Genomic DNA, 24,606 nt, shown 5'->3' on the forward strand with positions numbered 1-24,606 from the left:
TCCCCGAGCCGGATCTCCGGGTCGGATCTAAGGTCGAGGGATAAGCCTTTGGTCCGATCTGCAGAAAGGATCGAGGATGAGCGGCTTCACCCCGGCGCGGGACGGCGGACCGACCGCCGTCAACGCGTCGCCCGGATTCACCGTGAAGGCCAGGACCACCAAGAAGGCCCGGCACAAGGACGACCAGGCGCGGATCACCGCGCACGCGCGCTCGGTCGGCCGGACCGGCAAGGCGCGCGAGCGCGAGCGCGGGTACGACGAGGTCGAGGAGCAGGCCGTCGAGCCGCGCGACCAGGTGCCGGTAGTGCCGCGGCGGGAGAACGCGGAGCCCGGCGAGGCCCGCGAGCACGTGCGCCGCGACATCGGCAGCCACGTCGTCGTGTTCGAACTCGGCGCACCGGACAACCCCGAGGACCTGACCGGGCCGTTCCACGACCCGCAGGGTGCTGAGATGCGCTGGGCGGCGCGCTGCCTGACGCACCAGGAGACCGGATACTTCGGCGGCCACCGCGCCGCCATCCAGGCGGTCAAGGCCTCGCACACCTGGTGCGCGGGCTGCGCCGAGGCCGTCGCGAACAGCCGCCGGGTGCGCCACCGCGCCCGGCTGCGGCTGAGGGAGGACAGATCATGAGCTCGAGCAATACCGGCGGAGTGCCGCAGGACGAGAAGCGGGCCAGGGAGCGCCGCATGCGGCAGACCGCGAAGAAGCAGGTGCAGCGCGCGGAAGTGGTGCTCAACAAGTACCGGGCCAGGGCGGCGCAGATCCTGCACGCCGAAGGCCTGCACGGCGCCGCCGACGGTACGGCCGGCGCCGAGAAGCCGCGGCGTGCCCCGTACGTCTACCGGATCCTGCGGCACCGCGAGACCGGCGTGCGCGTCAGGGTGCTGGACACCGAGGCGCCCGAAGCGCCCGCGTCGGTGAAGGGCGAGGCCGTCCACCGGTACGCGGTCGAGTGCGAGACGCACGGCGGCAAGGGCGGATCCTTCGACAGCCCGAAGGCGGCCCTGAGGGCGGCCCGCAGGTCGGACGAGTGGTGCTCGATGTGCGCTGGCCTGATGAGCGCGACGCCGAAGGTGCGCAACCGGGCCCGGCTCACCGGGAAGCACCAGCGGCGCCGGGACGAGCTGCTGCCCTGATGCCGTGAACGAGACCGAATGAGTCGAACGCCGTGGCCCGCATCCGAAAGGGATGCGGGCCACGGCCGTCGAACGGGGGAGGATCAGGACTCGGGTCCGGACGGATCGTTCGGCCCGGGCATCCCGCCCTCGTTGGTCATCCCCTCCCGGGCGCGGCGGGCCTCCTCCTCGGCGGCCTGCGTACCGTGCATGTGCCCGGCCGTGTACGCCTCGCCGCTGCTCGCCATCCGTCCGGTGCCCACGGAGCCGGCCACCGCGGTGGCCTCGCGCTCGGCCGAGCTGAGCATCCGCTCCCAGCGCTGCTGCATCGGCCGGATCATGCCGCCGCCGACGCCCACGATGAGCACGCCGGCCACCGTGGCCAGGATCGCGGTGAGCACCGGCTGGCTGACCGCGGTGGCGATCCCGGCCTGGCCGAGCGCCGCGAACACGCCGAGCGCGATGATGCAGATGCCGACCGCGTTGCCCATCGTCCGCCCGTACGACAGGCTGCTGAGCATGTTGGCCACCAGTTCGCGCACGGCCCGCGCGATCATGGCCGCGATCACGATGATGGCGATCGCCACCAGGCCGCGCGGGATCCAGGCGAGGATGCTGCGCAGGACGGTGTTGATCGGGTTCGAGCCGAAGACGCCGAAGGCGACCTGCAGCACGATCAGCAGCATGAGGTAGTACGCGATCATGCCGACGAGCTTGGAGCCGTCGTACTTGCTGTTCTCCAGCGCCCGCGACATCCCGGCGCGCTCCATGACGCGTTCGAAGTGCAGCCGTCGAAGTACGGCCTCGACCGCCTTGCCGATCACCTTGGCTATCATCCAGCCGATGACCAGCACCAGCAGGAAGCCGACGAATCGCGGCACCCACGTGGTGAAGCTGTTCCACATCGAGTTGATACCGCCGGTCCAGTCGACCCCGGCGACGTAGATCTGTTGCGTGTGATGCATGACGGGTTCCGTGCCCTTCCGGATCACCGGCACGCGGACGGATCCGGCGCGCTCTGTCACTCCGTGGTAACACGGGGTCAGCTGGCCCGGCGCGCCGGATTAGCCCGTTTGAGGGCGTTTTGAGGGCGCGTCAGGCCCACACGGGTTCCGGCACCTCGCGCACCTCGCCGTCCTCGCCGAGATGCAGGAAGCGGGTGAACGAACGGCTGAACCAGCGGTCGTGGGTGACCGCGACCACCGTGCCGGCGAACTTCGCCAGACCGGCCTCGAGGGCTTCCGCACTGGCCAGATCCAGGTTGTCGGTCGGCTCGTCGAGCAGCAGCAGCGTGGCGCCGGACAGCTCTAGCAGCAGGATCAGGAAGCGCGCCTGCTGGCCGCCGGAGAGCTGCTCGAAGCGCACGTCGCCCTGCGCGGCGAGCTCGTAGCGGCTGAGCGAGGGCATCGCCTGGTCACGCGGCAGGCTCGGGCGCCGCGCGTCGCCGCGCCAGAGCAGTTCGACGAGCGTCGCGCCGACGAGTTCGGGCCGGTCGTGCGTCTGCGAGAAGTGGCCGGGTACGACGCGTGCCCCGAGCCGCGCGGTGCCCTCGTGCGTGACGGGGGCGAGCGGGGTCAGCGCCTCGGTCTCCGGGTCCGTGCCGCCGCGCCCGAGGAGCCGCAGCAGGTGTGATTTGCCGGTCCCGTTCGCGCCGAGCACGGCGATCCGGTCGCCGTACCAGGCCTCGAAGTCGAAGGGCAGCGTCAGGTTGGCGAGCTCCAGCTGCTCGCACATGATGGCCCGTTTGCCGGTGCGTCCGCCGTCCAGCCGCATCTGGATGTTCTGGTCCTTGGGCGCGATCGGCGGCGGTCCGTCCGCCTCGAACTTGGCCAGCCGGGTGCGGGCGGCCTGCAGCCGCGTGGCCATGTCCGAGTTGTACTTCGCCTTCGCCTGGTACATCCGCACCAGGTCCTTGAGCTTGGCGTGCTCCTCGTCCCAGCGGCGCCGATCCTCGTCCAGCCGCTCGTGGCGCGCGCTGCGCGCCTCGTGCCAGGAGGCGAACGAACCAGGGTGGACCCAGGCCGAGCCGCCCTCGACGGCGACCACGGCGCCGGCCGTGTTCGCGAGCAGTTCGCGGTCGTGCGAGACGAAAAGCAGCGTCTTCGGGCTTTCTTGTATCCGCTGTTCGAGCCAGAGCTTGCCGGGCACGTCTAGGAAGTTGTCCGGCTCGTCGAGCAGCAGCACCTCGTCGTCCCCGCGGAGTAGCAGGTCTAGTGCGAAGCGCTTCTGCTGGCCGCCGGAGAGAGTACGCATTGGCCGGTCGCGGACGTCGTTCCAGGGCTTGCCGAGGATCCCGACGGCGACGGTGTCGAAGACGACCTCGAGCTCGTACCCGCCGATGTCGCCCCACGCGGCGAGTGCGGAGGCGTACTTGAGCTGATCTTTCTCCGTCGCGTCCGGCGAACCGATCGCCGCTTCGGCGCGCGCGAGCCGTTCGCCGACCTCGCGCACCGACGGCGCCGACAGCGCCAGGGCCAGCTGCCCGAGCGTCGTCTCGTCGCCGATCATGCCGATGAACTGGCGCATCACGCCGAGCCCGCCGCCGCGCGCGATCGTGCCGGTCGACGCGGTCGTGTCCCCGGCCACCAGGCGCAGCAGCGTCGTCTTGCCCGCCCCGTTCGGGCCGACGAGCGCGACCTTCGCGCCCTCGCCGACGCGGAAGGTGACGTCGGAGAAGAGCATCCGGCCGTCGGGGAGCTTGTAGCTCACTCCGGAAAGATCGACGTAGCCCATGAAGTGCGAGTATTGCCCCTCCGCCGCGGCGGTGTCACCTGATTAAGGCGAGCGCCTCGATCTGGTCCAGCAACAACTCGAGGCAGAGCTCGAAGGTATTGACCGTCGCGTGCGCGACGACGATCGGGGCCTCGGCCGCCAGGTTCGGGAACTGTTCGGCGTCCACGTCGCCGTACGCGTCCTGCCAGCGCTGGAGGTCGGCGGCGCGCACCTCGCCGGGCCGGGCGAGGAAATCCGCGTCGACGGCGCTGAACGCGAGGATGAAGTCGCCGAAGCTCCGGTACAGGCGCACGGCCCGCTCGCCCGCGAAGCCCGCCCGGCGCAGCTCGCCGAGTACGAGGTCGATGATGCGGCGTTCGTGCGCGCCGCCGGTCACCCGGGACGCGACGGCGATGGCCACCCGGGGGTGCGCGACGTACTCGGCGTACGTGCGCCTCGCCAGCGTGCGGAGGTTGTCCTTCCAGTCCTCGCCGGGCCGGTAGCCGTCGAGGGTGCGCGCGATCAGCCGGTCGCCCATCGCCAGGAAGAGCGCGTCCACGCTGGCGAAGTACCGGTAGATCGCGGTCGGGTCGCAGCCGATGGCGCCGCCGAGCCTGCGCACCGACAGCCCCGCCGCGCCGTGCTCGCCGACCAGCGCGAGCGCCGCGTCCACGATCACGTCCGCGCTCAGCACGGCCCCGGCCTTCGTCCGCGTGTTCCGGCGCCGCGATTCGATCACCCTGGCCATGGCCGCCATTCAACCACGGCCGGCTCCCCGGCGTGTCGCCCCGCGGAATTTTCCGTCAACACCGTTGACAGAACCGGCGCGCGGCCGCACCATCGTCGTCACGGCACCACCTCCTGTCCGAAATCCAGCCAAGGACACTCGATGGTTCATCCGCAGTCCCCTTCTGAGGCCGCGCCGACGCGGCTGCGCGAGAGCGTGGGCCCGGTCGGCACCGCAGTCATCGCGATGGCGAACACGGCGCCCACCCTGAGCATCGGCATCGGGCTCGGCCTGATCAGCCTGGACGCCGGCAGCGCGGTCCCGGCGATGGTCTTGATCGCGGCGGTGCTCGTGCTCGGCATCGCGCTCGCCTTCAGCCGGCTCAACCAGGTCGAGCGGAATCTCGGCGCCGGCTACACCTGGGTCGGGCGCACGCTCGGCCCCTGGCTCGGCTTCCAGTGCGGCTGGGCCGGGCTCGCCGGCACGACCATCTACCTCGCCTACGGCAGCCAGGTCTGCGGCTCGCTCGTCCTCGCGTTCGCCGACGAATGCCATCTGACCAGCGTCCTCGGGCTCGCGCTGAACCCCACGTCGATCGCGCTGTCCACGATCGTGGGCCTGGTCGCGCTCATCGGGCTTACGTATCTGGCGCTGCGCGGCGCCGACGTCGTGGCCAGAATCCAGACGCCGCTGATCGTGTTCGAATACCTCGTGCTGATCGGCTTCTGCGGCTACGCGGCGATCCGCGGCACGCACCACGTCGCACTGTCCTGGTTCAACCCGATGACCGCGCCGACCGCGAAGCTCGCCGCGACCGGCATCATCCTGTGCGTCTACTGCTTCTGGGGCTGGGACAGCGCGTTCACCCTCACCGAGGAGACGCACGACGCGCGCGACTCGGCCCGCGCCGGCTTCGGCTCGATCTTCCTGATGCTCGGGCTCTTCCTGCTCGCCGCGATCGGCTTCGAGCGCTACTTCTCGCTCGACGCGCTCGGCGCCAACGGAGCCCAGCTGTTGCCGTATCTCGGCACGCAGATCGCCAAGCAGCCGTTCGCCGCGCTGCCGCTGCTCGCGATGCTGTTCTCGTCGATCGCCTCACTGCAGACCGGCGTCGTGCCGAACGCGCGCGGCGCGCTCGCCATGGGACGCGACGGCGCGCTCGGCCGACTGTGGACGCACGTCAGCCCGAAGTACGGCACCCCGGCCGTCGGCACGCTGCTGATCGCGGGAATCGCGGCCGTCATCGCGGTGCTGGGCATCGGGATCGGCACGCTCAACCAGTTCATCACCGCGATGGCCACCTCGGTCGGCGTCCTCGTCTCCGGCTACTACGGGCTCTCCGGGCTCGCCTGCGCCTGGCGCTTCCGGAGCGAGCTGCGCGACGGCGTGTGGCCCGCGCTGCGCTCGGTGATCCTGCCGCTGATCAGCGCGATCGGAATGCTCGGTCTCGGCGGGTACCTCGCGGTCAGCGATTGGCAGTCTGTAAACAGCTTCGCCTTCAACGCGCAGAACGGCCGGTTCCTCGCGCTCGTCCCGCTGAGTATCGTCGCCGTCGGGGTGCTGGTCTCCGCGTGGGCGAAGTGGGGACGTAAGGCACCTTATTTCGCGTCGCGGACCGTCGCCGCGACGACCGTACCGCACCTCGAAGAAAGCGCACTGTAGATGAGTTCCACGCCGCATGCCGACCTGCTGTTCGACAACGGACCGATCCTCGCCGCCGCGAAACGGGAGCCGGTCGCGATCGTGGACGGCCGGATCGCCGCGGTCGGTCCGCACGCCCGGGAACTCGCCGGGCCGCGCACCGAGCACGTCGACCTGGCCGGGAAGCTGCTCATCCCCGGTTTTCAGGACTCGCACATCCACGCGGTCTTCGGCGGGCTCGAACTCGCCCGCTGCGAACTGAGCGCGCTGTCCACCGCGGCCGAGTATCTGGACGCGATCGGCGCGTACGCCCGCGCGAACCCGGACCAGGAGTGGATCACCGGCGGCGGCTGGTCGCTCGACGCGTTCCCCAACGGCCTGCCGACCGCCGCCGCGCTCGACGCGGTGGTGCCGGACCGGCCGGTGTTCCTGCCGAACCGCGACCACCACGGCGCCTGGGTCAACAGCCGCGCCCTCGAACTCGCCGGAATCACCCGCGACACCTCTGACCCGGCCGACGGACGGATCGAGCGCGACTCGCGCGGCGAGCCGACCGGAATGCTGCAGGAGGGCGCGCTCGGCCTCGTCGAGTCTCTGCTGCCGGCGGTCTCCGACGAGGAGATGGACGCCGCCTTCGACCGCGCGCAGACGCTGCTGCACTCCCTCGGCATCACCGCGTGGCAGGACGCGCTCGTCGGCAGTGGGCTCGGCCAGCCGGACAACTTCGGCGTCTACTTCAGGGCGGCCGGCTCGGGCAGGCTCACCGCGCGGGTACGCGGCGCCCTGTGGTGGGAGCGCGACCGAGGCGCCGAGCAGATCGAGGCGTTCATCGAGCGGCGGCGGATCGGGCGTGCCGCGGGCGACGGGCGCTTCGACCCGGGCAGCGTCAAGATCATGCAGGACGGGATCATCGAGAACGGGACGGCCGCGCTGACATCGCCGTACGTGCAGCCGTGCGCATGCGGCGGCCCGGCCGGGAACAGCGGCCTGAGTTTCATCGACCCGGAGCTGCTGCGCGGCTACGTGACGCGCCTCGACAGCGAAGGCTTCCAGGTGCATTTCCACGCGCTCGGCGATCGGGCCGTCCGCGAGGTCCTGGATGCGATCGAGGCGGCTCGCAAGGCCAACGGCACGAGCGTTCACCGTCACCATCTCGCGCATCTCCAGGTCGTCCATCCCGAGGACATCGCGCGCTTCGCGGCCCTCGACGCGATCGGGAACATCCAGCCGCTGTGGGCCTGCCACGAACCGCAGATGGACGAGCTCGCGATCCCGGTCCTCGGTCCGCGGCGCGCCGATTGGCAGTACCCGTTCAACGCGTTGCTGACGAGCGGTGCCAGGCTCGCGGCGGGCAGCGACTGGCCGGTTTCCAGCCCCGATCCGATCCAGGGCATCCACGTCGCGGTCAACCGGGTCACGCCCGGCGAGGGCGGCGCGCCGCTCACCCCGGATCAGCGGCTCAGCCTCAGCGAAGCGCTCACGGCCTACACCGCGGGGACCGCGTACGTGAACCATCTCGACAACACCGGGCGCATCGCCCCCGGGATGCTCGCCGACCTGGCCGTACTCGACCGCGACCCCTTCGACGGGCCGAGCGGGGCGATCCACGAGACGCGCGTGGCCGCCACGTACGTCGGCGGCGCCTTGGTGTACGAACGCTGATCAGCGGGGCGTACGCAGCATGAAGATGTCCACGGGAGTCTCGGTGACGACGGTGAATCCATGCCGCTCGTACAGCCGTCGCGCCGGGCTCCCGTGCAGGACATTGACGCGGACGACGAGGTGTTCGCGGTCGCAGCGCTCGAGCAGCCTGCTGAGCACGGCCGAGCCGATGCCCTTGCCCTGCCGGCGCGGGTCCAGATAGAAGTGCTCGAGCCAGTGTGCGTCGATATCCGGACGAAGCGCGATACAGCCGGCGAACTCGCCCTCGACCTCGATCACCCAGGTGTGCTCGGCGGCGAATCCGTTGCGTAGCCGCTGGCGCACGCGATCGGGGTCGAAGCGGCCGATCCGCTCGAGATCCGCACGCATCGTCACCGCGCGTAACTCCGCGATCGGCTCAACGTCCGCATCTTCGGCGGGGCGCAACTCCCAATCTGCCATGACCGGGAGACTAGCGCACTGAGCTGCACTTAGTCGCTATGAGGAGGTTAAAGAACCGGGCTCCGCGGCGGCCGCGGAGCCCGGTGTGCGGGGGAGAAGGGGATCAGGAGTTCGCGATGGTGTGCACCATGTACGCGGCCTGACTCTCCCACTGCGAGTACAGCGAGCCGTCGAAGGAGCGCTGCACGGACTGCGCGGCGTCGGACAGGTTCATGTTCTGGTAGTCCGACGGCAGTTCCCTGAGGAACGCCTTCGACGCGTACGCCGGGTCGGTCAGCTCGGACGCGGAGCCCCAGCCCATCGACGGACGCTGCTGGAAAAGGCCCAGCGAGTCGGCGTTTGTCGCGGTGGTCAGGTTGTGCAGCGAGGACTCCTGCATGGCCGTGGCCACGGCTATGGTCGCGGCGTACGCCGACATGTTCAGGTCCTTGGCGGCCTGCACGATCGAGGTGGCGTTGTTCCACTGGTCGGAGTCCGGGCTGAAGCGCTGCTGCGAGCCCTCGATGCCGGTCGGCTCGAGGTCCGAGTAGCCCACGCCCGCGTAAGGCTTCGAAGACACCGTCGTCGCGCTCTTCGCCGCGGGGGCCGCGGCCGCGGCCGTGCTCTTGGCCGCGGTGCTCGTCGTGGTGGTCTTCGCCGCGGTGGGCTTGGACGCGGTGGACTTGGACGCGTTGCTCGTGGTCGCGGAGGTCTTGGCCGCGGCCGCGGTGCTCTTCGCGGCGGTGCTCGTCTTGGCGGCGGCCGAGCTCTTCTTGGCGGCCGTCGCATGCTGCGCGACGACGCTCTTCACGGAGGACGCGGCGGTGTGCCGCGTCGAGTCCGCGGAGGCGGTGAGCGGGGTGGCGATGGTGAGGGCCGTGGCGGCGAGCGCCAGACCGATCGCGGGGACGTGGTGGATCTTGACGCGCTTGAGCGCGCGGGCATGACGGAACGACACGGGTGTAGACAGCCTCTCCTTCGGCCGCCTACCGGGTTAGCTGTCGGGTTCGGGCGGAAGGTGAGGTTCGCCCTACGGTCCTTCATGCACGTGGAGTCATACTCTGATCACGATGTGCACCCAGGGACCGATTCACCCCGGGGACCACCGCTGCGACGCGGCGAACATTGGGTCCCCGGCTCCCCTCGCGGGGACTCGGCGGGTGCGACCGGTGCCGGACGGATTCCACGGCGTCAGCCGGTCGCACAAGAAACGACCATACATACCTTGTCGCGACTTGTCACAAATCGTATGCAAAACGGACAGAGCGTGACCGATGGGCCACGCTCTGCCGAGAAATTCATGAGTTTCCGGCGGTTCGGTCAGCTGGGCGCCTGCCCGTTGACGATGTCGTACACCATCGTCGTGGCCTGCTTCTGCCACTGTGCGTAAGCGGTCGGATACCCGGAGCGCTGCACGTCCTGCGCGGCCTCCCAGAGGTAGATGCTCTGGTAGTCCGGCGCGTCCGCCTCGAGCGCGGCCAGGAAGGCGTTCGCGGCGTACGAGGGGGTGGTCAGCTCGTCGTAGGTGCCCCAGCCCTGCGAGGGCCGCTGCTGGAACAGGCCCACCGAGTCCGCGTTGGTCGCGGAGGTGAGGTTGATCAGCTGGGACTCCTGTATCGAGGTGGCCACGGCGACGACCGCCGCGTACAGCGGCATGCCGCGCTTCTCGGCCACCTGGACTATCGCCCGGGCGTTCTCCCACTGGTCGGTGCTCGGCGTGAACGTGTTCTGCGATCCGTACTCGGCCACCGGCTCGAGCTGGCCCCAGGTGACCGACGCGTACGGGTTCGAGGACGTCGGGCTCGCCGAGGCCTTCGCACTCGCGCTCGCGCTGGCCGACGCGGAGGCGGAAGCCGAGGCGGACGCCGACGCCGAGGCGCTGGCGGAGGCCTTCGCCGAGGCGGATATCTTCACCGAGGTCGCCTTAGGCACCGTCGTGGTCTGCGCGGCGCTGGGCTGCGCGCTCGCCGTCGTGGCCTGGACCGGCACCGCGTCCGCGGTCGCCGGGTGGGGGGCGCTGCTCGGAGCGTGCCCGCTGATCGTCATCGCCGCGGCCACGCCGCCCGGCGCGCCGACCACGGTTCCCGCGAGTGCCGCGACGGTTATCGCCGGGTACTTCCGGGTCCAGGACTGGCTGGCGTCGGAACGGACGATCGGCGATTTGCGGCTGTGTTTGGCGCTGTGACTGCCCACGGTCGGTTGAACGGCCCTCTCCTTCGGCCGCCTACCGGGTTAGCTGACGGGTTCGGGCGGAAGAAGGTCGCCCTACGGCCTTGCCCCGATGGGTGGGACGCGGCCGATTCACCCCGGGGATTCCCAGGCCTGGACCTGGTGAGTTGGGTCCCCGGCTCCCCTCGCGGGGACTCGGCGGGCGCGTCCGGTGTCGCGGGTTCGCGACGTCCGCCGGCTGCGCTGAGGCCAGAACCTAACAGATCGACCCGGCGCATGTCACCGATTCGTCTCGAAGTTGCCACAAGCTTGACTCGGCGTGAGATCCGGCTAACCAACAGTGGATGGGCGACTGCCGTCCGCGACCGTCTGGTAAGGGTCTTGAGGCTCGTCTAGCGGACGCTTTGCAGCCCCCTGCGGTTAACCTGGTGCCGTGAACGCCGATACCGAGTCCGCCCCCGGGGATCCCAACGCCGCCGATCCGCAGGAGATCGCCCGGCTCCGGGTGGCCATCGGCCGCCTGCACCGCCGGATGGTCCAGCGCACCTCCGGCAATCTGACGTTCTCCCAGACCTCCGCGCTCGTCGCGGTGGAGAAGGTCGGCCCGATCCGGCTCGGCGAACTCGCCAACCGCGAACGCGTCGCCGCCCCCTCGATGACCCGCACCGTCTCCGGCCTGGTCGAGACCGGACTGCTCAACCGCGTCGGCGACCCCCAGGACGGCCGCTCCTTCCTGCTGAGCATCACCGACCTCGGCCGCGAGTTCCTCGAGGGCCTGCGCACCGAGCGCAACGCAGCCCTGGCCGAGGGCGTCTCCCGCCTCGCCCCCGCCGAGTACGCGGCGCTGCGGGCCGCGCTGCCGGTGCTCGAGCACCTCGCCGAACAGGAGATGTGACCCCGGGCGCAGCCGACCGGGGGACGGGTGGCACCATGGCCCGCATGGACGTGCAGGACCAGGACCAGACTCCCGAGACCCCGTCGGACGCCGTCGAGCAGGAGTGGCCGCCGCGCGCCTGGCGCGAGACCACCCGCTCGGCCGGCCACCGGCAGGCGCTCTACGTCAGCCTCGGCATGCTCGCGATCTTCGGCGTCCTCGTCTTCGTCGCGATCTGGGCCTCGCACAACGGCTGAGGCCGCTCGCCGCCGAGCGGCCGCCGGGCGCGGCTAGGAGAGCTCCGAGTCCCCGGTCAGTTCCGCGATCTCGTCGCCCGGGATGCCGAGCAGGAACAGGATCGTGTCCAGGAACGGGACGTTGACCGCCGTGTCCGCCTGGGCGCGCACGACCGGCTTCGCGTTGAACGCCACGCCGAGGCCGGCCGCGGCCAGCATGTCGAGGTCGTTCGCGCCGTCGCCGATGGCCACCGTCTCGGACAGCGGGACCCCCGCGGCCTCGGCGAAGCCGTACAGCGCGGCCGCCTTGCCGGCCCGGTCGACGATCGGGCCGACGACGCGGCCGGTCAGCCTGCCGTCCACCACCTCGAGGGTGTTCGCCGCCGCGTAGTCCAGCTCCAGATCAGCCGCGAGCAGGTCGGTGATCTGCGTGAATCCGCCGGACACGATGCCCACCTGGAAGCCGAGCCGCTGCAGGGTGCGCACCAGCGTGCGCGCGCCGGGCGTGTAGCGCACCTCCGCGCGGACCTTGGCGAACACCTCGTCGGAAAGGCCCTCGAGCAGCGCGACCCGCGCCTTGAGCGACGCGGCGAAGTCCAACTCCCCGCGCATCGCCTGCTCGGTGACGGAGGCGACCTCCTCCAGGCAGCCGGCGTGCGCGGCGAGGAGCTCGATCACCTCGTCCTGGATCAGCGTCGAGTCCACGTCCATCACGATCAGGTGCTTCGCCCGGCGCGCCAGGCCCGCGCGCTGCACGGCCACGTCGGCCCCGCAGGCCGCCGCGGCCGGGGCCAGCAGCCTGCGCAGCTCCAACGGGTCGATGCCCGACACGTCCAGCTCGATCGCGGTGACCGGATACTTGGCCAGCCGGATGATGCGGTCGATGTTGCCGCCCGCGCCCGCGACCTCTTCCGCCATTCGGCCCAACGCCGCCGGGGTCAGCGGATGGCCCAACACGGTGACGCGGCTGCGTCCGGCCCGGCGCGGCTGATTGTCCCCGACCCCCGCCTTGACCTCGACGTCCAGCTTCCAGTCGACGCCCCAGCGGTGCAGTTCGAGGCGCAACTCGGTCTCGTCCCAGTCGGCCGGCGCGGTCAGCAGCACGCCGAGCACCAGCCGTCCGCGCAGCACGATCTGCTCGACGTCCGCGACCACCAGTCCGCCGGGCCCGTCCGCGTGCCGTTCGATCACTCCGAACAACGCCGCGGTCACTCCCGGACGATCAGCACCGAAAACCAGTACGCGCAGCGTGCGACCCGGCGGCGTCACCTTCTGTTCCACGGTGCCAAGGTACCGTCCGAGGCCCCGGACCCGATAAGTTTGGTCACATGACGGACGTGCTGGATCTGGTCGACGTGTCGGTGGTGCGGGACGGCAAGAAGCTGCTCGCCGGAATCGATTGGCGCATCGCCGACGGTGAACGCTGGGTGGTGCTCGGGCCGAACGGCGCCGGCAAGACGACCCTGCTGCAGATCGTCGCCGCGCAGATGCATCCGACAGCGGGGACCGCCGCCGTCCTGGGCGGCACGCTCGGCAAGGTGGACGTCTTCGAACTGCGCACCCGGATCGGCCTGACCTCGGCCGCCGTGGACGCCCGGCTGCCCGGCCGGGAGCAGGTGCGCGACGTCGTGCTGAGCGCCGCCTACGGCAAGCTCGCCCGCTGGCGGGAGACCTACGAGGCGGCGGACACCGGCCGCGCCGACGACCTGCTGGCCTGGTGGGGCATGGAGGGCTTCGGCGACCGCACCTACGGCACCCTGTCCAGCGGCGAGCGCAAGCGGGCGCTGGTCGCCAGGGCCCTGATGACCGACCCGGAGCTGCTGCTGCTCGACGAGCCGGCCTCCGGCCTCGACCTCGGCGGCCGCGAGGACCTGGTGCGCCGGCTGGCCAACCACGCCGCCGACCCCGCCTCCCCGGTCACCGTGCTGGTCACCCACCACGTCGAGGAGATCCCGCCCGGCTTCACGCACGCGCTGCTGCTGCGTCAGGGCGCGGTCGTCGCCTCCGGCCCCACCGAGCTCACCCTCACCTCGGAGAACCTCAGCGCCTGCTACGGCATCCCGCTGCAGGTGCAGACCTACGAGGGCCGCTACTACGCGCGCGGCCTCTGACGCATCCACAGTTTGATTTCCGGTCCTGATACGGTCGGATCCGCGGGCCCACGTGCGGCGGATCCGGCCGTCTTGCCTCAAGATTGCTGACGGCGCGTCAACCAGCGGCTACCATGGCGGCATGGCCTTGCACGGGTGGGAATGGTGGCTTCTGGCGGCCGTCCTCTTGCTGCTCGGTGAGTTGGCGACGAACGCGCTCGTGTTCCTGATGCCCTTCGGCGGCGCCGCGGTGGCCGCCGTCCTCGCGGCCCTCGGCGCGCCGTGGTACGGGCAGCTGGCCGCCTTCGTGCTCGTCACCCTCGGGCTGATCGCCTTCACGCGGCCGGTCGCGCGGCGCCGGCAGTCCGGGCCCGGGCTGCGCACCGGGGCCGCGGCCCTGGTCGGATCGCAGGCGCTGGTCACCACGCGGGTGGACGAGCACCGCGGCCAGATACGGCTGGAGGGCCAGATCTGGAGCGCCCGGGCGCTGGACCCGGAGAAGATCTTCGAACCCGGAGAAGCCGTGCACGTCGCGGCGATCGACGGGGCCACGGCGATGGTGGTGTAATCGTGCTCGTATCCGCGTTCATTTTCCGCGGCGGGACCCGATGTAACGAGTGGGGAGGGGCGAGGAGCTGATGGGCACCCTCGGTCTGGTCGTGTTCGTGGTCGTCGTCGTGCTGGCGGTGATCTTCTACGTCTACCGGTCGATCCGGGTCGTTCCGCAGGCCACGGCCGCGGTGATCGAGCGTTTCGGCCGGTACAAGCGGACCCTGGAGCCGGGTCTGCGCTTCCTGGTGCCCGGTGCCGACCGGGTGCGCGCCACGGTGGACCTGCGCGAGCAGGTCATGCCCTTCCCGCCGCAGGAGGTGATCACCGAGGACAACCTGCTGGTCTACATCGACTGGGTGGTCTACTTCCAGGTGATCGACCCGCGCCGGGCCACCTACGAGATCCAGAACTTCGTGCAGGCCATCGAGTACCTGGTGTCCACGACGCTGCGCAACATCATCGGCGGCATGGACCTCGAGGCGACGCTCACCAGCCGCGACGAGGTCAACCGGCAGCTGCGCGACGTGCTCGACAGCGAGACCGGCCGCTGGGGCATCCGGGTCAGCCGCGTGGAGCTGCGCACCATCCAGCCGAACCGGGACATCACCGAGGCGATGGAGAAGCAGGTCAGGGCCGAGCGCGAGCGGCGCGCGACGATCCTGTCGGCCGAGGGCGTCAAGCAGGCCGAGATCCTGCGCGCCGAGGGCGAGCGCCAGTCGATGATCCTCAAGGCCGAGGGCGAGGCGAAGGCCGCGGCGCTGCGTGCGGACGGCGAGGCGAGCGCGATCTCCAAGACCTTCAAGGCGATCCACGACGGCGACGCCGACCAGAAGCTGCTCAGCTACCAGTACCTGCAGATGCTGCCGAAGATCGCGGACGGCTCGGCCAACAAGGTCTGGATCGTGCCGAGCGAGCTGGGCAAGGCGGTCGAGGGGATCGGCAGCGCGTTCACCAAGGCCAATATGCCGGGCCTGGACGGCGGCGGCACCGCGCTGCCGCAGCAGCCCGCGCAGCCGGAGGTCGAGGACGGCGACGAGGCCGCGGCCCTGCCCCCGGCCCGCTCCGGCAATCCGGCCGACCGTCCCGCCGTCCGGCGCAACCCGGCCGACGTGCTGTTCAAGCGGGACGAGTAGAGATCAATCACAGCGGGAGGTAGGGGGCGCATCCCGGTCGGGTCAGTAGACTCGGCCGGGTGACCGTGGCCCATGACCTCGCCGAGTACGCGGCGATCTTCGGAGCCGGGATCGCCGCCGGGATCATGAACACCGTCGTCGGTTCCGGCACCTTGCTGACCTTCCCGACGCTGCTCGCCTTCGGCTATTCGCCGGTGCTGGCCAACGTCTCCAACACGATCGGCCTGGTCCCCGGCTCGTTCTCCGGCGCGTACGGCTACCGGGCCGAGCTCACCGGGCAACGTCGCAGGGTCCTGACCCTCAGCGTCTGCTCGCTGCTCGGCGGCACGGTCGGCGCGATCCTGCTGCTGAACCTGCCGGGCTCCGCCTTCAACGACATCGTGCCGGTGCTGATCGGCCTCGCCCTGGTGCTGGTGGTCATCCAGCCGAGGGTCGGCAAGTGGGCCGCGAAACGGCGCGAGGAGCGGGGGACGGCGGAGCGCGAGGCGGGTGGTCCGCTGCTGTGGTTCGGCGTGTTCGGCACCGGGGTCTACGGCGGCTACTTCGGCGCGGCGCAGGGCGTGCTGCTGCTCGGCATGCTGGGCATCGCCTTCACCGACTCGCTGCAGCGGATCAACGCCGTCAAGAACATCCTGGCCGGGCTGGTCAACGGCATCGCGGCCGTGCTGTTCATCGCGCTCAGCCACGTCTCGTGGACCGCCGCGGGCCTGATCGCGCTCGGTTCGCTGCTCGGCGGGCAGATCGGCGCGCACGTGGGCCGCAGGCTTCCGCCCGCGGCCCTGCGTGCGGTCATCGTGTGCGTCGGTATCGCGGCGATCGTCAAGCTGCTGGTCTGATCCCCGTCGGCCGACGGATCAGCCGGCGGTGAAGGTCATCCCGCAGGCCGAGTCCAGCGCCTCCATGTCGCTCACCATCGACGAGGGCGTGTTGCCGTTCGCCAGCGAGAGGAAGTCGTTGCCGACCGTCTTGAGCTGGCTGCCCGCGACGTTGCTCTGCCCGGCCGCCGAGACGAACGCGTTGCCCAGCGTCTCGGTGGCGGTGATGGCGTTCGAGCTGTTCGCCGAGATGGTGCTCTGGTACGTGTTGTACGCGGTCTGCGCCGCCTGGCAGCCCGCGTCGTTGCTCGCGCCGGTCGCCGTCAGACCACTGGCACCGCTCGTCGAGCTCGCCTGCGTCGTCGCGGTGGAGTCACCCGTGGTCGCCGTCGCGGTGGCGACGGTGTTCGGATTGGTGAGGCTGGTGGTGGTGTTATCGGCGTGGTTCGAGACCGCGAGGAAGATGCCGAGGAACAGCACCGGCCACACGAACGTGAGCACCAGGCCGGTGATCGCCTTGTTGCGGCCCAGCTTCTTGCCCGGTCCGGTCTCGTTGATCGCGAGGATCGAGATGACCAGGTTGATGATGCCCCAGCCGCCGAGGATGCCCAGCCACAGCGCCCAGGTGGCGAGCTTGCTGTTCTGCCGGCCCTGCATCGGATATCCCGGGCCGTAGCCGCCCGAGCCGAAGTCGCTCTGCGGCATGTAGCCCGGCTGCCCGTACTGCTGCTGCGCGTAGTCCTGCGGCTGGCCCGGCTGGCCGTAGCCCGGTGCGTTCGGGTAGCTCGGCTGCTGCGGTATCTGCCCCTGCGGAGCGCCCCAGCTCTGCCCGGAGCCCTGCTCCGGAGCACCGGGCTGCTGCTGCCCCCACGTGCCCTGCGGCTGGCTCTGGCTCTGCTGCCCCCACGGCTGCTGGCCCTGCGGTGGCGCCCCGAAGGAACCCTGATTCGGATCCTGATACGACATAGTCGTCCCCAACCCCGTTCGATTCTCAGTGGTTTTCAGTCCAGTGGATAGTGCCGTCACCGGACGACTTCGACGAGCGCAAATCCTAGCGCCGCCGCCCCCTGCTTGGAAAAGTCGTTATGCGCCCGTTGCCCCGCTTGGTCAGCGCTTTGCCGTCCAGTAAATGTCCGTGACATAAGGGATCTCGATGCGCTCGCCCCGGGTGTCGGGATAGCGGTCGAGCACCGCGAGCAGTTCGCGCCGGATCTCCTCGCGCGCCTCGTCGCTCAGGGTGCTGATCCGGCTGGAGGTGAGCGCCTGGCCGAGCACGCCCTCGCGGTCGGTGACGTACGGATTGGCCACGTGCGCCGAGTTCAGCGCCTTCCAGCCGCGGCGTCCCTCGAAGGCCGCGCGCCAGGCGCCGTCCGTGTGCACCGGCACCTCGTCGGTGCGCCAGGCCGAGTAGATCCGAGAGTACGCGGCCACCCACGGCACGGTCGCGTCCAGGGTGTTCCAGACCAGGCCGAGCCGGCCGGCGGGCCCCGTCACCCGCTCGATCTCGGTCAGCGCGGCCGGGCCGTCGAACCAGTGCCAGGCCTGGGCCGCCACCACGGCGTCCACCGAGGCGTCCGGCAGTCCGGTCGCCTCGGCGATTCCGGCCACGCAGTGGACCTGTGGCAGGATCTCGGTCAGCCGCTCGCGCATCGCCGGCACCGGCTCCACCGCCACGACCTTCGCGCCGGTCAGCGCGAGTAAGCGGGTGAACTTCCCGGTTCCGGCGCCCAGGTCGGCGACGCGTTGCCCGGCCTTGAGATCCAGCGCGTCGGCGAGCACGGCGAGGGCGCGGGTCGGATACGAGGGCCGGACGCGCTCGTAGTCCGCCGCGGCGAGTTCGTAGCCGGTCTCGGCGGCGTGGTGGATGGCCACGACGTCGAACCTAGCACCACCGATCATGTTTTGAACGTATTGGCGGGTGGATGCCGTGCGGCCGAAGGGTGACGATCCGATAAAGGCCGGGTGCGTGCGTAGACTTCGGGGGCGTACGCAGCACCGCCTGATCAAGGAAAGACCGGGTAACCCACGTGACGATTCTGCTGGTCTCCACCGCGGACACCGACCTGCTGGCCGCCCGCGCGGCCTCGGCCGGAGGAGGCTACCGAGGCTACCGGGTCGGCAACCCGGCGCGGCTGACCGAGGCCGAGCTGCCCGCGCTGCTCGACGGGGTGGACGTGGCGGTCGTCCGGCTGCTCGGCGGCGCCCGGGTCTGGGAGGCCGGGCTCGCGGCGCTGGCCCGTGCGGGAGTGCCGACCGTCGCGCTGGGCGGCGAGGCGGTGCCGGACGCGGATCTCATGGCCCTGTCATCCGTGCCGGTGCACGTCGTGGCGCACGCCTCGCGCTTCCTGATCGCGGGCGGTCCGGAGAACCTCGGGCGGCTGGCGCGCTACCTGGAAGCGGTGCGCGCGGATCAGAGCGCTGAGGCCGAGCCGGTCGTCGAGGCGCCCGAGTTCGGCATTCGCCCCGGCCGGAACGAGGATCCGGATAGGCCGACCGTCGGCGTCGTCTATTACCGTGCGCACGAGTTGTCCGGGAACACGGCGTTCATCGATGAGCTCTGCGACGCCGTCGAGCGCGCCGGGGCGAACGCGCGTCCGATCTACTGCTCCTCGCTGCGCTCGCTCAGATCAGCGGGCGACGACGGCCTCATCAGGCTGCTGCGAGGCTGCGGCGCGCTCGTCGCCACGGTTCTCGCGGGCGGCGGCGCGATCGCCGCGGACGCCAGTGCGGGTGGGGACGAGGATGCGTGGGACGTCGGCGTGCTGCGTGAGCTGGGCATCCCGGTGATCCAGGGCATCGCGACGACGACCTCGCGCGCGACCTGGGCGGACTCCAATGCCGCGCTGTCCCCGATGGACGCCGCGATGCAGGTCGCGATCCCCGAGTTCGACGGACGGCTGATCTCGGTCCCGTTCTCGTTCAAGGAGCCGGATGAGACCGGCATCCCCGTCTACCGCGCGGACCCCGAGCGCGCGGCGCGCGTCGCCGGGATCGCGGTGCGGCATGCCGCGCTGTCCCGGAAGGCCAACGCGGACAAGAAGATCGGCATCCTGCTCTCCAGCTACCCGACGAAGCACGCGCGCATCGGCAACGCGGTCGGACTCGACACGCCCGCGTCCGCGGTGCGCTTGCTGCGCGCGCTGCGCGAGGCCGACTACCGGGTCGGCGACTTCCCCGAAGACGGCGACCTGCTGATCCACTCGTTGATCGCGGCAGGGGGCCACGACGTCGAATGGCTCACCGAGGAGCAGTTGGCGACGGCCAGCGCGCGGGTTCCGCTGCGTGACTACGAGGCCTGGTTCGCCGCGTTGCCCGACGAGCTTCGCGAGAGGATCCGCGAGCACTGGGGCGAGGCGCCCGGACAGCTGTACGTGGACGGCGAAGAGATCGTGCTCGCGAGCCTCACCTTCGGCAACGTCGTGCTGATGATCCAGCCGCCGCGCGGCTTCGGTGAGAACCCGATCGCCATCTACCACGACCCCGACCTGCCGCCGAGCCACCACTACCTCGCCGCGTACCGCTGGCTCTCGAACTCGTTCGGGGCGGACGCGCTGCTGCACCTCGGCAAGCACGGCACGCTGGAATGGCTGCCCGGCAAGGGCCTCGGCATGTCAGCGTCCTGCGCCCCCGACGCCGTGCTCGGCGAGATCCCGCTGATCTACCCGTTCATCGTCAACGACCCCGGCGAGGGCACGCAGGCCAAGCGGCGCGCGCACGCGACCGTCATCGACCACATGATCCCGCCGATGGCCCGCGCCGACGCGTACGGCGAGCTCGCGAAGCTGGAGCAGCTGCTCGACGAGTACGCCACGGTCCAGGCGCTCGACCCGACGAAGGTCCCGACCCTGCGCGCGCAGATCTGGGAACTCGTCACCTCCGCCGAACTGCACCGCGACCTGCACCAGGAGGCGATGCCCGGCGAGCAGGACTTCGACGACTTCGTCCTGCACATCGACGGCTACCTGTGCGAGATCAAGGACGTGCAGATCCGCGACGGCCTGCACATCCTCGGCCGCGCGCCGGAGGGAGCCGAGCTGGTCAACGACGTGCTCGCGATCGTCCGGGCCAAGCAGGTCTTCGGCGGCGTGCACGGAGCCTTGCCCGGCCTGCGGCGTGCGCTCGCGGTCGCCCAAGGCCTCCCCGAGGACGCAGAGACCGACCCCGACCACGTCGACGCCCTCGAACAGTCCGCTCGCGATCTCGTCGAGCAGCTGGCCGCCGCCGACTGGAATCCGTCCGCCCTCGCCGGAGTTCCGAGCCCCGAAGTCCTGCGCGTGCTGGAGTTCGCCGCGACCGAGGTCGTGCCCCGTCTGCGCCGCACCACGGACGAGATCGACAACGTGCTGCTGGCCCTGAACGGCGGCTACGTCCCGGCCGGGCCGTCCGGCTCGCCGACCCGCGGTCTGGTCGGCGTGCTGCCGACCGGCCGGAACTTCTACTCCGTGGACCCCAAGGCGATCCCGTCGCGCACGGCCTGGGACGTCGGCCGCTCCCTCGCCGAATCGCTGCTCACCAGGCATAAGGCGGACACCGGCGAGTACCCGCGCTCGGTGGGCATCACAGTCTGGGGCACGAGTGCGATGCGCACCCAGGGCGACGACCTCGCGGAGATCCTGGCCCTGCTCGGCGTGCGCCCGACGTGGGACGCGGCATCCCGCCGGGTGACCGGCTTCGAGATCGTGCCGCTGGACGAACTGGCCCGGCCCCGCATCGACGTCACGGTTCGTATCTCAGGCTTCTTCCGCGACGCCTTCCCGCACGTGATCTCGCTGGTGGACGACGCGATCCAGGCCGTCGCGGAACTCGACGAGCCCGACGAGCTCAACTACGTCCGCGCGCACACGCGGACCGACGAGAGCGGCCACGGTGACCGCCGTCGCGCCACGACCCGCATCTTCGGTTCGAAGCCCGGCGCGTACGGAGCGGGCCTGCTGCCGCTGATCGACGCCCGCAACTGGGACTCCGACGCGGATCTCGCGGAGGTCTTCGCGGTCTGGGGCGGCTACGCGTACGGCCGGGGCCTGGACGGCCGCGAGGCCCGCACCGACATGGACGCCGCGTTCCGCCGCATCGAGGCCGCGGCCAAGAACCAGGACACCCGCGAGCACGACATCGTGGACTCGGACGACTACTTCCAGTACCACGGCGGCATGATCGCCTATGTCCGGGCTCTGACGGGCAGCTCCCCGGCCGCCTATGTGGGCGACAGCGCCGTCCCCGACACCGTCAAGACCCGTACATTGGCTGAGGAGACCCACCGCGTCTTCCGCTCCCGCGTGGTGAACCCCAAGTGGATCGCCGCCATGCAGCGGCACGGCTACAAGGGCGCCTTCGAGCAGGCCGCGACCGTCGACTACCTCTTCGGCTACGACGCGACCGCCGGCGTCGTCGACGACTGGATGTACGAGCGCCTCGCCGCCGCCTACGTATTCGACGAGACCAACGCCGAATTCATGCGCAAGTCCAACCCCTGGGCCCTCCGCGGCATCGCCGAGCGCCTGCTCGAAGCCGCCGACCGCAAGCTCTGGGCCGAACCGGACACCGAGACCATCGACCGCCTGCGCCAGGTGTACCTGGAGCTGGAGGGCGACCTCGAAGGGGAGTAGTCGGCGGTCTGTCGGGTTAGTCTCCGGCGAGTTCACGCAGCTTGAGCACGGTGTCCCAGTTGCGGCCCGTCGCCACCCGGACCTTGAGCTTCCTGGTCAGGAACGGCTGCGTGAACTTGCTGGTGTGCACGCCGTTCGGGCTCCAGGCGTAGAGCTCGTCGCCGATGAACCGGAACTCGTCCGGCGCGAAGTCCTCGGGCCTCAGCGCGGCCACGAGTTCCGGGTCGGGCGCCTGGCCGAAGAAGGTCACCACGTACCGCTTCGCATCCGCGACCCGCTTCGGCAGCGGATTGGCGGCGATGATCGCGTCGAGCTGGTCGGTCGTGCGCATCACGCACTCGACGACGAACCCGAACTCGTCGAGCAGCAGCTTCTCCAGGCGCGCGCCGTTCTCTGCGGGGCCCAGGCCGCCGTCGGCCAGCAGGACGTTCCCGGACTGCAGGTACGTCGCCACGTCCTGGAACCCCGCGGCCGCCATGAGCTCGCGCAGCCTCGCCATCGGGACCTTGCGTTTGCCCACGTTGACGGCGCGCAGCAGCGCGATCTGCCTACCCATGTCTGGATACTAGCCGCGCCCGCCGACAACGGCGGTGTAGGTGACCGGCAGTTCGGTCAGGGCGCGTTGCCGGTGATCGTTCTTCCACGTCAGATCCGTGTAGGGCACCGCGAGGGCGAGATCGTGGACACGGTCGAGCAGTGTCCAGACGGCGATGCGCGCCTCGAGGCGGGCGAGCGGCGCGCCGAGACAGTAGTGCGCGCCGTGGCCGAACGAGAGATGGCCCTCCGAGCGGTCGGCGTCCCGGTTCGCCGCGTCGACGGCGAGCAGGACCGTGTCCCCGGCCGGGATCACCGTGTCGCCGACGCGCACGTCGCGAATGGGGAACCGCCGGATCGCCGTGGTCACCGGCTGGTCGCTGCGCAGGAACTCCTCGACGGCACGGCGCATCGGGTCGGTGTGCGGGTTCGGCTCCGCGCGCAGCGCCGCGGCTTCGTCGGGACGGGCGAGCAGCCGCGCCACGGCAGCCGAGACCAGGTGGACGGAGTTCTCGTAGCCCGCGAAGAGGATCAGGAACGCCAGCGAGAGCAGCTCGTCCTCGGACAGCCGGTCCTGCCCGTCGCGGGCGGCGATCATCGCGGAGAGCAGGTCGTCGGCGGGCCGCTCGCGCTTGTCGGCGATGAGCGCGGCCAGCAGGGCGACGATCCGGCCCATGGACTCGGCCGGCTCGCTCGGACCGAACGTGCCCGGCGCGAACAGCATCTGGGTGCACTCACGCAGCACCGCGCCCTGATCGCCGGGCACACCGAGCAGGTCGCAGATGACCGCGATCGGCAGCGGCGCGGCGTAGGCGGCGATCAGGTCCGCACGGCCGCCGGGCAGCGCGTCGATCAGCGCGTGGCTGGTGTCCTGGATGTTCTCGCGCAGCCCCTCGACGCGGCGGGCGGTGAACGCGGCGGCGACCAGGCGCCGCAGCCGGGCGTGGTCCTCCCCGTCGAGGTTCAGCAGGTTCGCGTCGAGCGCCGGGGGCAGACCGAAGCCCTGGTAGCCGCCGCGCGAGCGTCGCTTGCTCAGCGCGAGGACCGGATCCGCCAGCAGAGTCTTGACATCCTCGTGCCGGCTGACGACCCAGACGTGCGTTCCGTCGTGCAGCGTGGCGCGGTGGACGCCGTCCGGCTCGTCCAGCAAGCGTCGGGCCGCCTGCCCGCGGCTGCCGGTCAGCACGGGAGTCAGGGCACGGGCTATGTCGGCGTCCTTGATGGTCACGACGCAAGGCTACTGATCCGGCGCGGCGCCGGAATGCCGCGGTGGCTGCTACAGCTTGCGGAACTGCCGGGCTTCCTCGGCCGCCGCGCGCACGGCATCGAGGTCTCCGCCCGCGGACGCGGTGACGACCGCGGCGACCGCGCCCTCGACGAAGGGGGCGTCGGCGAGCACGGCGTGCGCCTCTCGGCCCACGCCCTCGTCCAGCAGGGTCTTGACGGTCAGCAGGGCGCTGCCCAGGTCGCCGAGCAGCAGCACGCCGGCGCCCTGGTCCGCCTCGTTGACGGCCCGCTCGATGCGGCCGTAGCTCGTGCCGAGGCTGCCGTCGTCCATACCGCCCGCGGCGATCACCGGGACTTGGTCGCCGCCGAGTTCACGCACGAGCTCCGCCAGCCCTTCCGCGAGCTTCGGGCTGTGCGAGACGAGGACGACGCCGACCAGTTTCACGTCTGCCATCCTAGCGGGCGCCGCCTGGGGCGGTGTCCGCCAGCGCACGCCAGAGCAGCGCGGCGGAGGCAGCACCCGGATCTTCGTGTCCTTCGCTGCGCTCACCGAGATAGCTCGCGCGGCCCTTGCGCGCCCGCAGCGGGATCGTCGCGAGCGCCGCCGCGTCGGCCGCGTCCGCCGCCGCTTCGAGTGCGTCCGCTGTCGACGCATCGTCAGCGAGGCGCGCCGTGAACACGTCGATGGCCGGGGTGAACACGTCCACCATGGTCTTGTCGCCGACGCTCGCGCCGCCGAGCTTCCGGACCCCCGCGAGCCCGTCCGCGAGCGCGCCCGCCAAATCCCGCGCGCTCACCTTCTCGGCTTCGCCGAGCGCCTTGCCGGTGCGCCGGAACACGGTGCCGTACAGCGGTCCGGAGGCGCCGCCCACCGATGAGATCAAAGTCATGCCCACCTGCACGAGCGCCGCGCCGGGGTACTGCGGCGGCTTCGCCTGAAGCGCGGCGCGCGCGGCCGTGAACCCGCGGTGCAGATTCGTTCCGTGATCGCTGTCCCCGATCGCCGAGTCGAGCCGAGTCAGCCGGTCCTTCTCGGCCGCCACCGCCTCCGCGGCCCGGTCGATCCAGGCCATGAAGAAACCGACGTCAAGA

At 70.8% G+C, this 24,606-nt stretch carries 25 protein-coding genes and 2 riboswitches; of the genes, 12 read left to right on the forward strand and 13 right to left on the reverse strand.

Annotation, left to right across the window (positions count from 1 at the left end):
* Positions 1–76 precede the first annotated feature (76 nt).
* Together VG296_RS26305 and VG296_RS26310 are read left to right on the forward strand one after the other, a co-directional pair.
* Positions 77–631, forward strand: coding sequence for a hypothetical protein (locus VG296_RS26305; protein ID WP_325570255.1), 555 nt, complete (start codon positions 77–79; stop codon positions 629–631).
* Complete coding sequence (locus VG296_RS26310) at positions 628–1,137, forward strand: hypothetical protein (protein ID WP_325570257.1); 510 nt, start codon at positions 628–630, stop codon at positions 1,135–1,137. Before VG296_RS26305 ends, VG296_RS26310 begins: the two co-directional genes overlap by 4 nt.
* An 83-nt stretch (positions 1,138–1,220) precedes the next feature.
* Here VG296_RS26310 and VG296_RS26315 read toward each other — a convergent pair whose 3' ends face one another.
* The 3 genes from VG296_RS26315 to VG296_RS26325 form a co-directional block, all read right to left on the reverse strand.
* Positions 1,221–2,081 (reverse strand): mechanosensitive ion channel family protein, encoded by an 861-nt coding sequence (locus tag VG296_RS26315; RefSeq protein WP_325570259.1) that lies wholly within the window; start codon positions 2,079–2,081, stop codon positions 1,221–1,223.
* Positions 2,082–2,211: 130 nt separating this feature from the next.
* Positions 2,212–3,849 (reverse strand): ABC-F family ATP-binding cassette domain-containing protein, encoded by a 1,638-nt coding sequence (locus VG296_RS26320; RefSeq protein WP_325570261.1) that lies wholly within the window; start codon positions 3,847–3,849, stop codon positions 2,212–2,214.
* Positions 3,850–3,883: 34 nt separating this feature from the next.
* The gene (locus tag VG296_RS26325; RefSeq protein ID WP_325570263.1) at positions 3,884–4,576 is read right to left on the reverse strand and encodes a TetR/AcrR family transcriptional regulator; all 693 of its coding nucleotides are present in this window, start codon (positions 4,574–4,576) and stop codon (positions 3,884–3,886) included.
* Between the two features lie 141 nt (positions 4,577–4,717).
* Here VG296_RS26325 and VG296_RS26330 point away from each other — a divergent pair, with 141 nt between their 5' ends.
* Together VG296_RS26330 and VG296_RS26335 are read left to right on the forward strand one after the other, a co-directional pair.
* Positions 4,718–6,217 carry an APC family permease gene (locus VG296_RS26330; RefSeq protein ID WP_325570265.1) on the forward strand — a complete coding sequence of 500 codons (1,500 nt, stop codon included), beginning with the start codon at positions 4,718–4,720 and terminating at the stop codon, positions 6,215–6,217.
* Entirely contained in the window at positions 6,218–7,858 is a 1,641-nt protein-coding gene (locus VG296_RS26335) for an amidohydrolase (protein WP_325570267.1), read from the forward strand. It begins immediately after the preceding gene.
* Here the strand turns inward: VG296_RS26335 and VG296_RS26340 are convergent, their stop codons facing one another.
* From VG296_RS26340 to VG296_RS26350, 3 genes are all read right to left on the reverse strand, one after another.
* Positions 7,859–8,299, reverse strand: a complete 441-nt coding sequence (locus VG296_RS26340) for a GNAT family N-acetyltransferase (RefSeq protein ID WP_325570272.1) — start codon at positions 8,297–8,299, stop codon at positions 7,859–7,861.
* Between the two features lie 103 nt (positions 8,300–8,402).
* A complete protein-coding gene (locus VG296_RS26345; protein WP_325570274.1) occupies positions 8,403–9,236 on the reverse strand; it encodes a hypothetical protein in 834 nt (277 codons plus the stop codon).
* 10 nt (positions 9,237–9,246) lie between these two features.
* Positions 9,247–9,447: riboswitch (cyclic di-AMP (ydaO/yuaA leader) on the reverse strand.
* Between the two features lie 151 nt (positions 9,448–9,598).
* Positions 9,599–9,934, reverse strand: coding sequence for a hypothetical protein (locus tag VG296_RS26350; RefSeq protein WP_325570276.1), 336 nt, complete (start codon positions 9,932–9,934; stop codon positions 9,599–9,601).
* Between VG296_RS26350 and VG296_RS26355 the strand changes: the two genes are divergently transcribed.
* The 3 genes from VG296_RS26355 (at position 9,900) to VG296_RS26365 (ending at position 11,578) form a co-directional block, all read left to right on the forward strand.
* On the forward strand, positions 9,900–10,463 hold the full coding sequence (locus VG296_RS26355; protein WP_325570279.1) for a hypothetical protein: 564 nt from the start codon (positions 9,900–9,902) through the stop codon (positions 10,461–10,463). The two genes, VG296_RS26350 and VG296_RS26355, sit on opposite strands and share 35 nt — an antisense overlap.
* A 25-nt stretch (positions 10,464–10,488) precedes the next feature.
* Positions 10,489–10,648, reverse strand: a riboswitch (cyclic di-AMP (ydaO/yuaA leader).
* Positions 10,649–10,880: 232 nt separating this feature from the next.
* On the forward strand, positions 10,881–11,342 hold the full coding sequence (locus tag VG296_RS26360; RefSeq protein ID WP_325570281.1) for a MarR family winged helix-turn-helix transcriptional regulator: 462 nt from the start codon (positions 10,881–10,883) through the stop codon (positions 11,340–11,342).
* Positions 11,343–11,386: 44 nt separating this feature from the next.
* Positions 11,387–11,578: a hypothetical protein gene (locus VG296_RS26365; RefSeq protein WP_325570283.1), complete on the forward strand. Its 192-nt coding sequence runs from the start codon at positions 11,387–11,389 to the stop codon at positions 11,576–11,578.
* Positions 11,579–11,611: 33 nt separating this feature from the next.
* Here the strand turns inward: VG296_RS26365 and serB are convergent, their stop codons facing one another.
* Positions 11,612–12,838, reverse strand: a complete 1,227-nt coding sequence (serB, locus tag VG296_RS26370; protein WP_325570285.1) for a phosphoserine phosphatase SerB — start codon at positions 12,836–12,838, stop codon at positions 11,612–11,614.
* 47 nt (positions 12,839–12,885) lie between these two features.
* Here serB and VG296_RS26375 point away from each other — a divergent pair, with 47 nt between their 5' ends.
* The 4 genes from VG296_RS26375 to VG296_RS26390 all read left to right on the forward strand — a co-directional run bounded on the left by VG296_RS26375 (position 12,886) and on the right by VG296_RS26390 (position 16,168).
* Entirely contained in the window at positions 12,886–13,668 is a 783-nt protein-coding gene (locus VG296_RS26375) for an ABC transporter ATP-binding protein (protein ID WP_325570287.1), read from the forward strand.
* Between the two features lie 121 nt (positions 13,669–13,789).
* Positions 13,790–14,215, forward strand: coding sequence for an NfeD family protein (locus VG296_RS26380; protein ID WP_325570289.1), 426 nt, complete (start codon positions 13,790–13,792; stop codon positions 14,213–14,215).
* 70 nt (positions 14,216–14,285) lie between these two features.
* Complete coding sequence (locus VG296_RS26385; RefSeq protein ID WP_325570291.1) at positions 14,286–15,332, forward strand: SPFH domain-containing protein; 1,047 nt, start codon at positions 14,286–14,288, stop codon at positions 15,330–15,332.
* 65 nt (positions 15,333–15,397) lie between these two features.
* The gene (locus tag VG296_RS26390; RefSeq protein ID WP_414641141.1) at positions 15,398–16,168 is read left to right on the forward strand and encodes a sulfite exporter TauE/SafE family protein; all 771 of its coding nucleotides are present in this window, start codon (positions 15,398–15,400) and stop codon (positions 16,166–16,168) included.
* An 18-nt stretch (positions 16,169–16,186) separates the two neighbouring features.
* On the opposite strand, the gene VG296_RS26395 is transcribed toward VG296_RS26390, so the two are convergent.
* Both VG296_RS26395 and VG296_RS26400 read right to left on the reverse strand, forming a co-directional pair.
* Positions 16,187–17,113 carry a hypothetical protein gene (locus VG296_RS26395; protein WP_325570295.1) on the reverse strand — a complete coding sequence of 309 codons (927 nt, stop codon included), beginning with the start codon at positions 17,111–17,113 and terminating at the stop codon, positions 16,187–16,189.
* Positions 17,114–17,254: 141 nt separating this feature from the next.
* A complete protein-coding gene (locus tag VG296_RS26400) occupies positions 17,255–18,046 on the reverse strand; it encodes a class I SAM-dependent methyltransferase (RefSeq protein ID WP_325570297.1) in 792 nt (263 codons plus the stop codon).
* Positions 18,047–18,180: 134 nt separating this feature from the next.
* Here VG296_RS26400 and cobN point away from each other — a divergent pair, with 134 nt between their 5' ends.
* A complete protein-coding gene (cobN, locus tag VG296_RS26405) occupies positions 18,181–21,753 on the forward strand; it encodes a cobaltochelatase subunit CobN (RefSeq protein WP_349259700.1) in 3,573 nt (1,190 codons plus the stop codon).
* Between the two features lie 16 nt (positions 21,754–21,769).
* Here cobN and VG296_RS26410 read toward each other — a convergent pair whose 3' ends face one another.
* From VG296_RS26410 to dhaL, 4 genes are read right to left on the reverse strand one after another with little or no spacing between them, the layout of a single operon-like run.
* Positions 21,770–22,309, reverse strand: a complete 540-nt coding sequence (locus VG296_RS26410) for a DUF1697 domain-containing protein (RefSeq protein WP_325570301.1) — start codon at positions 22,307–22,309, stop codon at positions 21,770–21,772.
* 9 nt (positions 22,310–22,318) lie between these two features.
* Complete coding sequence (locus tag VG296_RS26415) at positions 22,319–23,515, reverse strand: cytochrome P450 (protein ID WP_325570303.1); 1,197 nt, start codon at positions 23,513–23,515, stop codon at positions 22,319–22,321.
* Between the two features lie 48 nt (positions 23,516–23,563).
* Positions 23,564–23,968 carry a dihydroxyacetone kinase phosphoryl donor subunit DhaM gene (gene dhaM / locus VG296_RS26420; protein ID WP_349259694.1) on the reverse strand — a complete coding sequence of 135 codons (405 nt, stop codon included), beginning with the start codon at positions 23,966–23,968 and terminating at the stop codon, positions 23,564–23,566.
* Between the two features lies 1 nt (position 23,969).
* Complete coding sequence (gene dhaL, locus VG296_RS26425) at positions 23,970–24,587, reverse strand: dihydroxyacetone kinase subunit DhaL (RefSeq protein ID WP_349259701.1); 618 nt, start codon at positions 24,585–24,587, stop codon at positions 23,970–23,972.
* Between the last annotated feature and the right edge of the window lie 19 nt (positions 24,588–24,606).

Origin of the sequence: Actinospica sp., assembly GCF_035552695.1 — a bacterium.
Taxonomy (GTDB): Bacteria; Actinomycetota; Actinomycetes; order Streptomycetales; family Catenulisporaceae; genus Actinospica.

Bases quoted from the DNA above. Each gene is read 5' to 3' on its own strand.
- VG296_RS26305 (WP_325570255.1), top strand. From the start codon at position 77: ATGAGCGGCTTCACCCCGGCGCGGGACGGCGGACCGACCGCCGTCAAC.
- VG296_RS26310 (WP_325570257.1), top strand. From the start codon at position 628: ATGAGCTCGAGCAATACCGGCGGAGTGCCGCAGGACGAGAAGCGGGCC.
- VG296_RS26315 (WP_325570259.1), bottom strand. From the start codon at position 2,081: ATGCATCACACGCAACAGATCTACGTCGCCGGGGTCGACTGGACCGGC.
- VG296_RS26320 (WP_325570261.1), bottom strand. From the start codon at position 3,849: ATGGGCTACGTCGATCTTTCCGGAGTGAGCTACAAGCTCCCCGACGGC.
- VG296_RS26325 (WP_325570263.1), bottom strand. From the start codon at position 4,576: ATGGCCAGGGTGATCGAATCGCGGCGCCGGAACACGCGGACGAAGGCC.
- VG296_RS26330 (WP_325570265.1), top strand. From the start codon at position 4,718: ATGGTTCATCCGCAGTCCCCTTCTGAGGCCGCGCCGACGCGGCTGCGC.
- VG296_RS26335 (WP_325570267.1), top strand. From the start codon at position 6,218: ATGAGTTCCACGCCGCATGCCGACCTGCTGTTCGACAACGGACCGATC.
- VG296_RS26340 (WP_325570272.1), bottom strand. From the start codon at position 8,299: ATGGCAGATTGGGAGTTGCGCCCCGCCGAAGATGCGGACGTTGAGCCG.
- VG296_RS26350 (WP_325570276.1), bottom strand. From the start codon at position 9,934: ATGCCGCTGTACGCGGCGGTCGTCGCCGTGGCCACCTCGATACAGGAG.
- VG296_RS26365 (WP_325570283.1), top strand. From the start codon at position 11,387: ATGGACGTGCAGGACCAGGACCAGACTCCCGAGACCCCGTCGGACGCC.
- VG296_RS26375 (WP_325570287.1), top strand. From the start codon at position 12,886: ATGACGGACGTGCTGGATCTGGTCGACGTGTCGGTGGTGCGGGACGGC.
- VG296_RS26380 (WP_325570289.1), top strand. From the start codon at position 13,790: ATGGCCTTGCACGGGTGGGAATGGTGGCTTCTGGCGGCCGTCCTCTTG.
- VG296_RS26385 (WP_325570291.1), top strand. From the start codon at position 14,286: ATGGGCACCCTCGGTCTGGTCGTGTTCGTGGTCGTCGTCGTGCTGGCG.
- VG296_RS26395 (WP_325570295.1), bottom strand. From the start codon at position 17,113: ATGTCGTATCAGGATCCGAATCAGGGTTCCTTCGGGGCGCCACCGCAG.
- VG296_RS26400 (WP_325570297.1), bottom strand. From the start codon at position 18,046: ATGATCGGTGGTGCTAGGTTCGACGTCGTGGCCATCCACCACGCCGCC.
- VG296_RS26410 (WP_325570301.1), bottom strand. From the start codon at position 22,309: ATGGGTAGGCAGATCGCGCTGCTGCGCGCCGTCAACGTGGGCAAACGC.
- dhaM (WP_349259694.1), bottom strand. From the start codon at position 23,968: ATGGCAGACGTGAAACTGGTCGGCGTCGTCCTCGTCTCGCACAGCCCG.
- dhaL (WP_349259701.1), bottom strand. From the start codon at position 24,587: ATGGCCTGGATCGACCGGGCCGCGGAGGCGGTGGCGGCCGAGAAGGAC.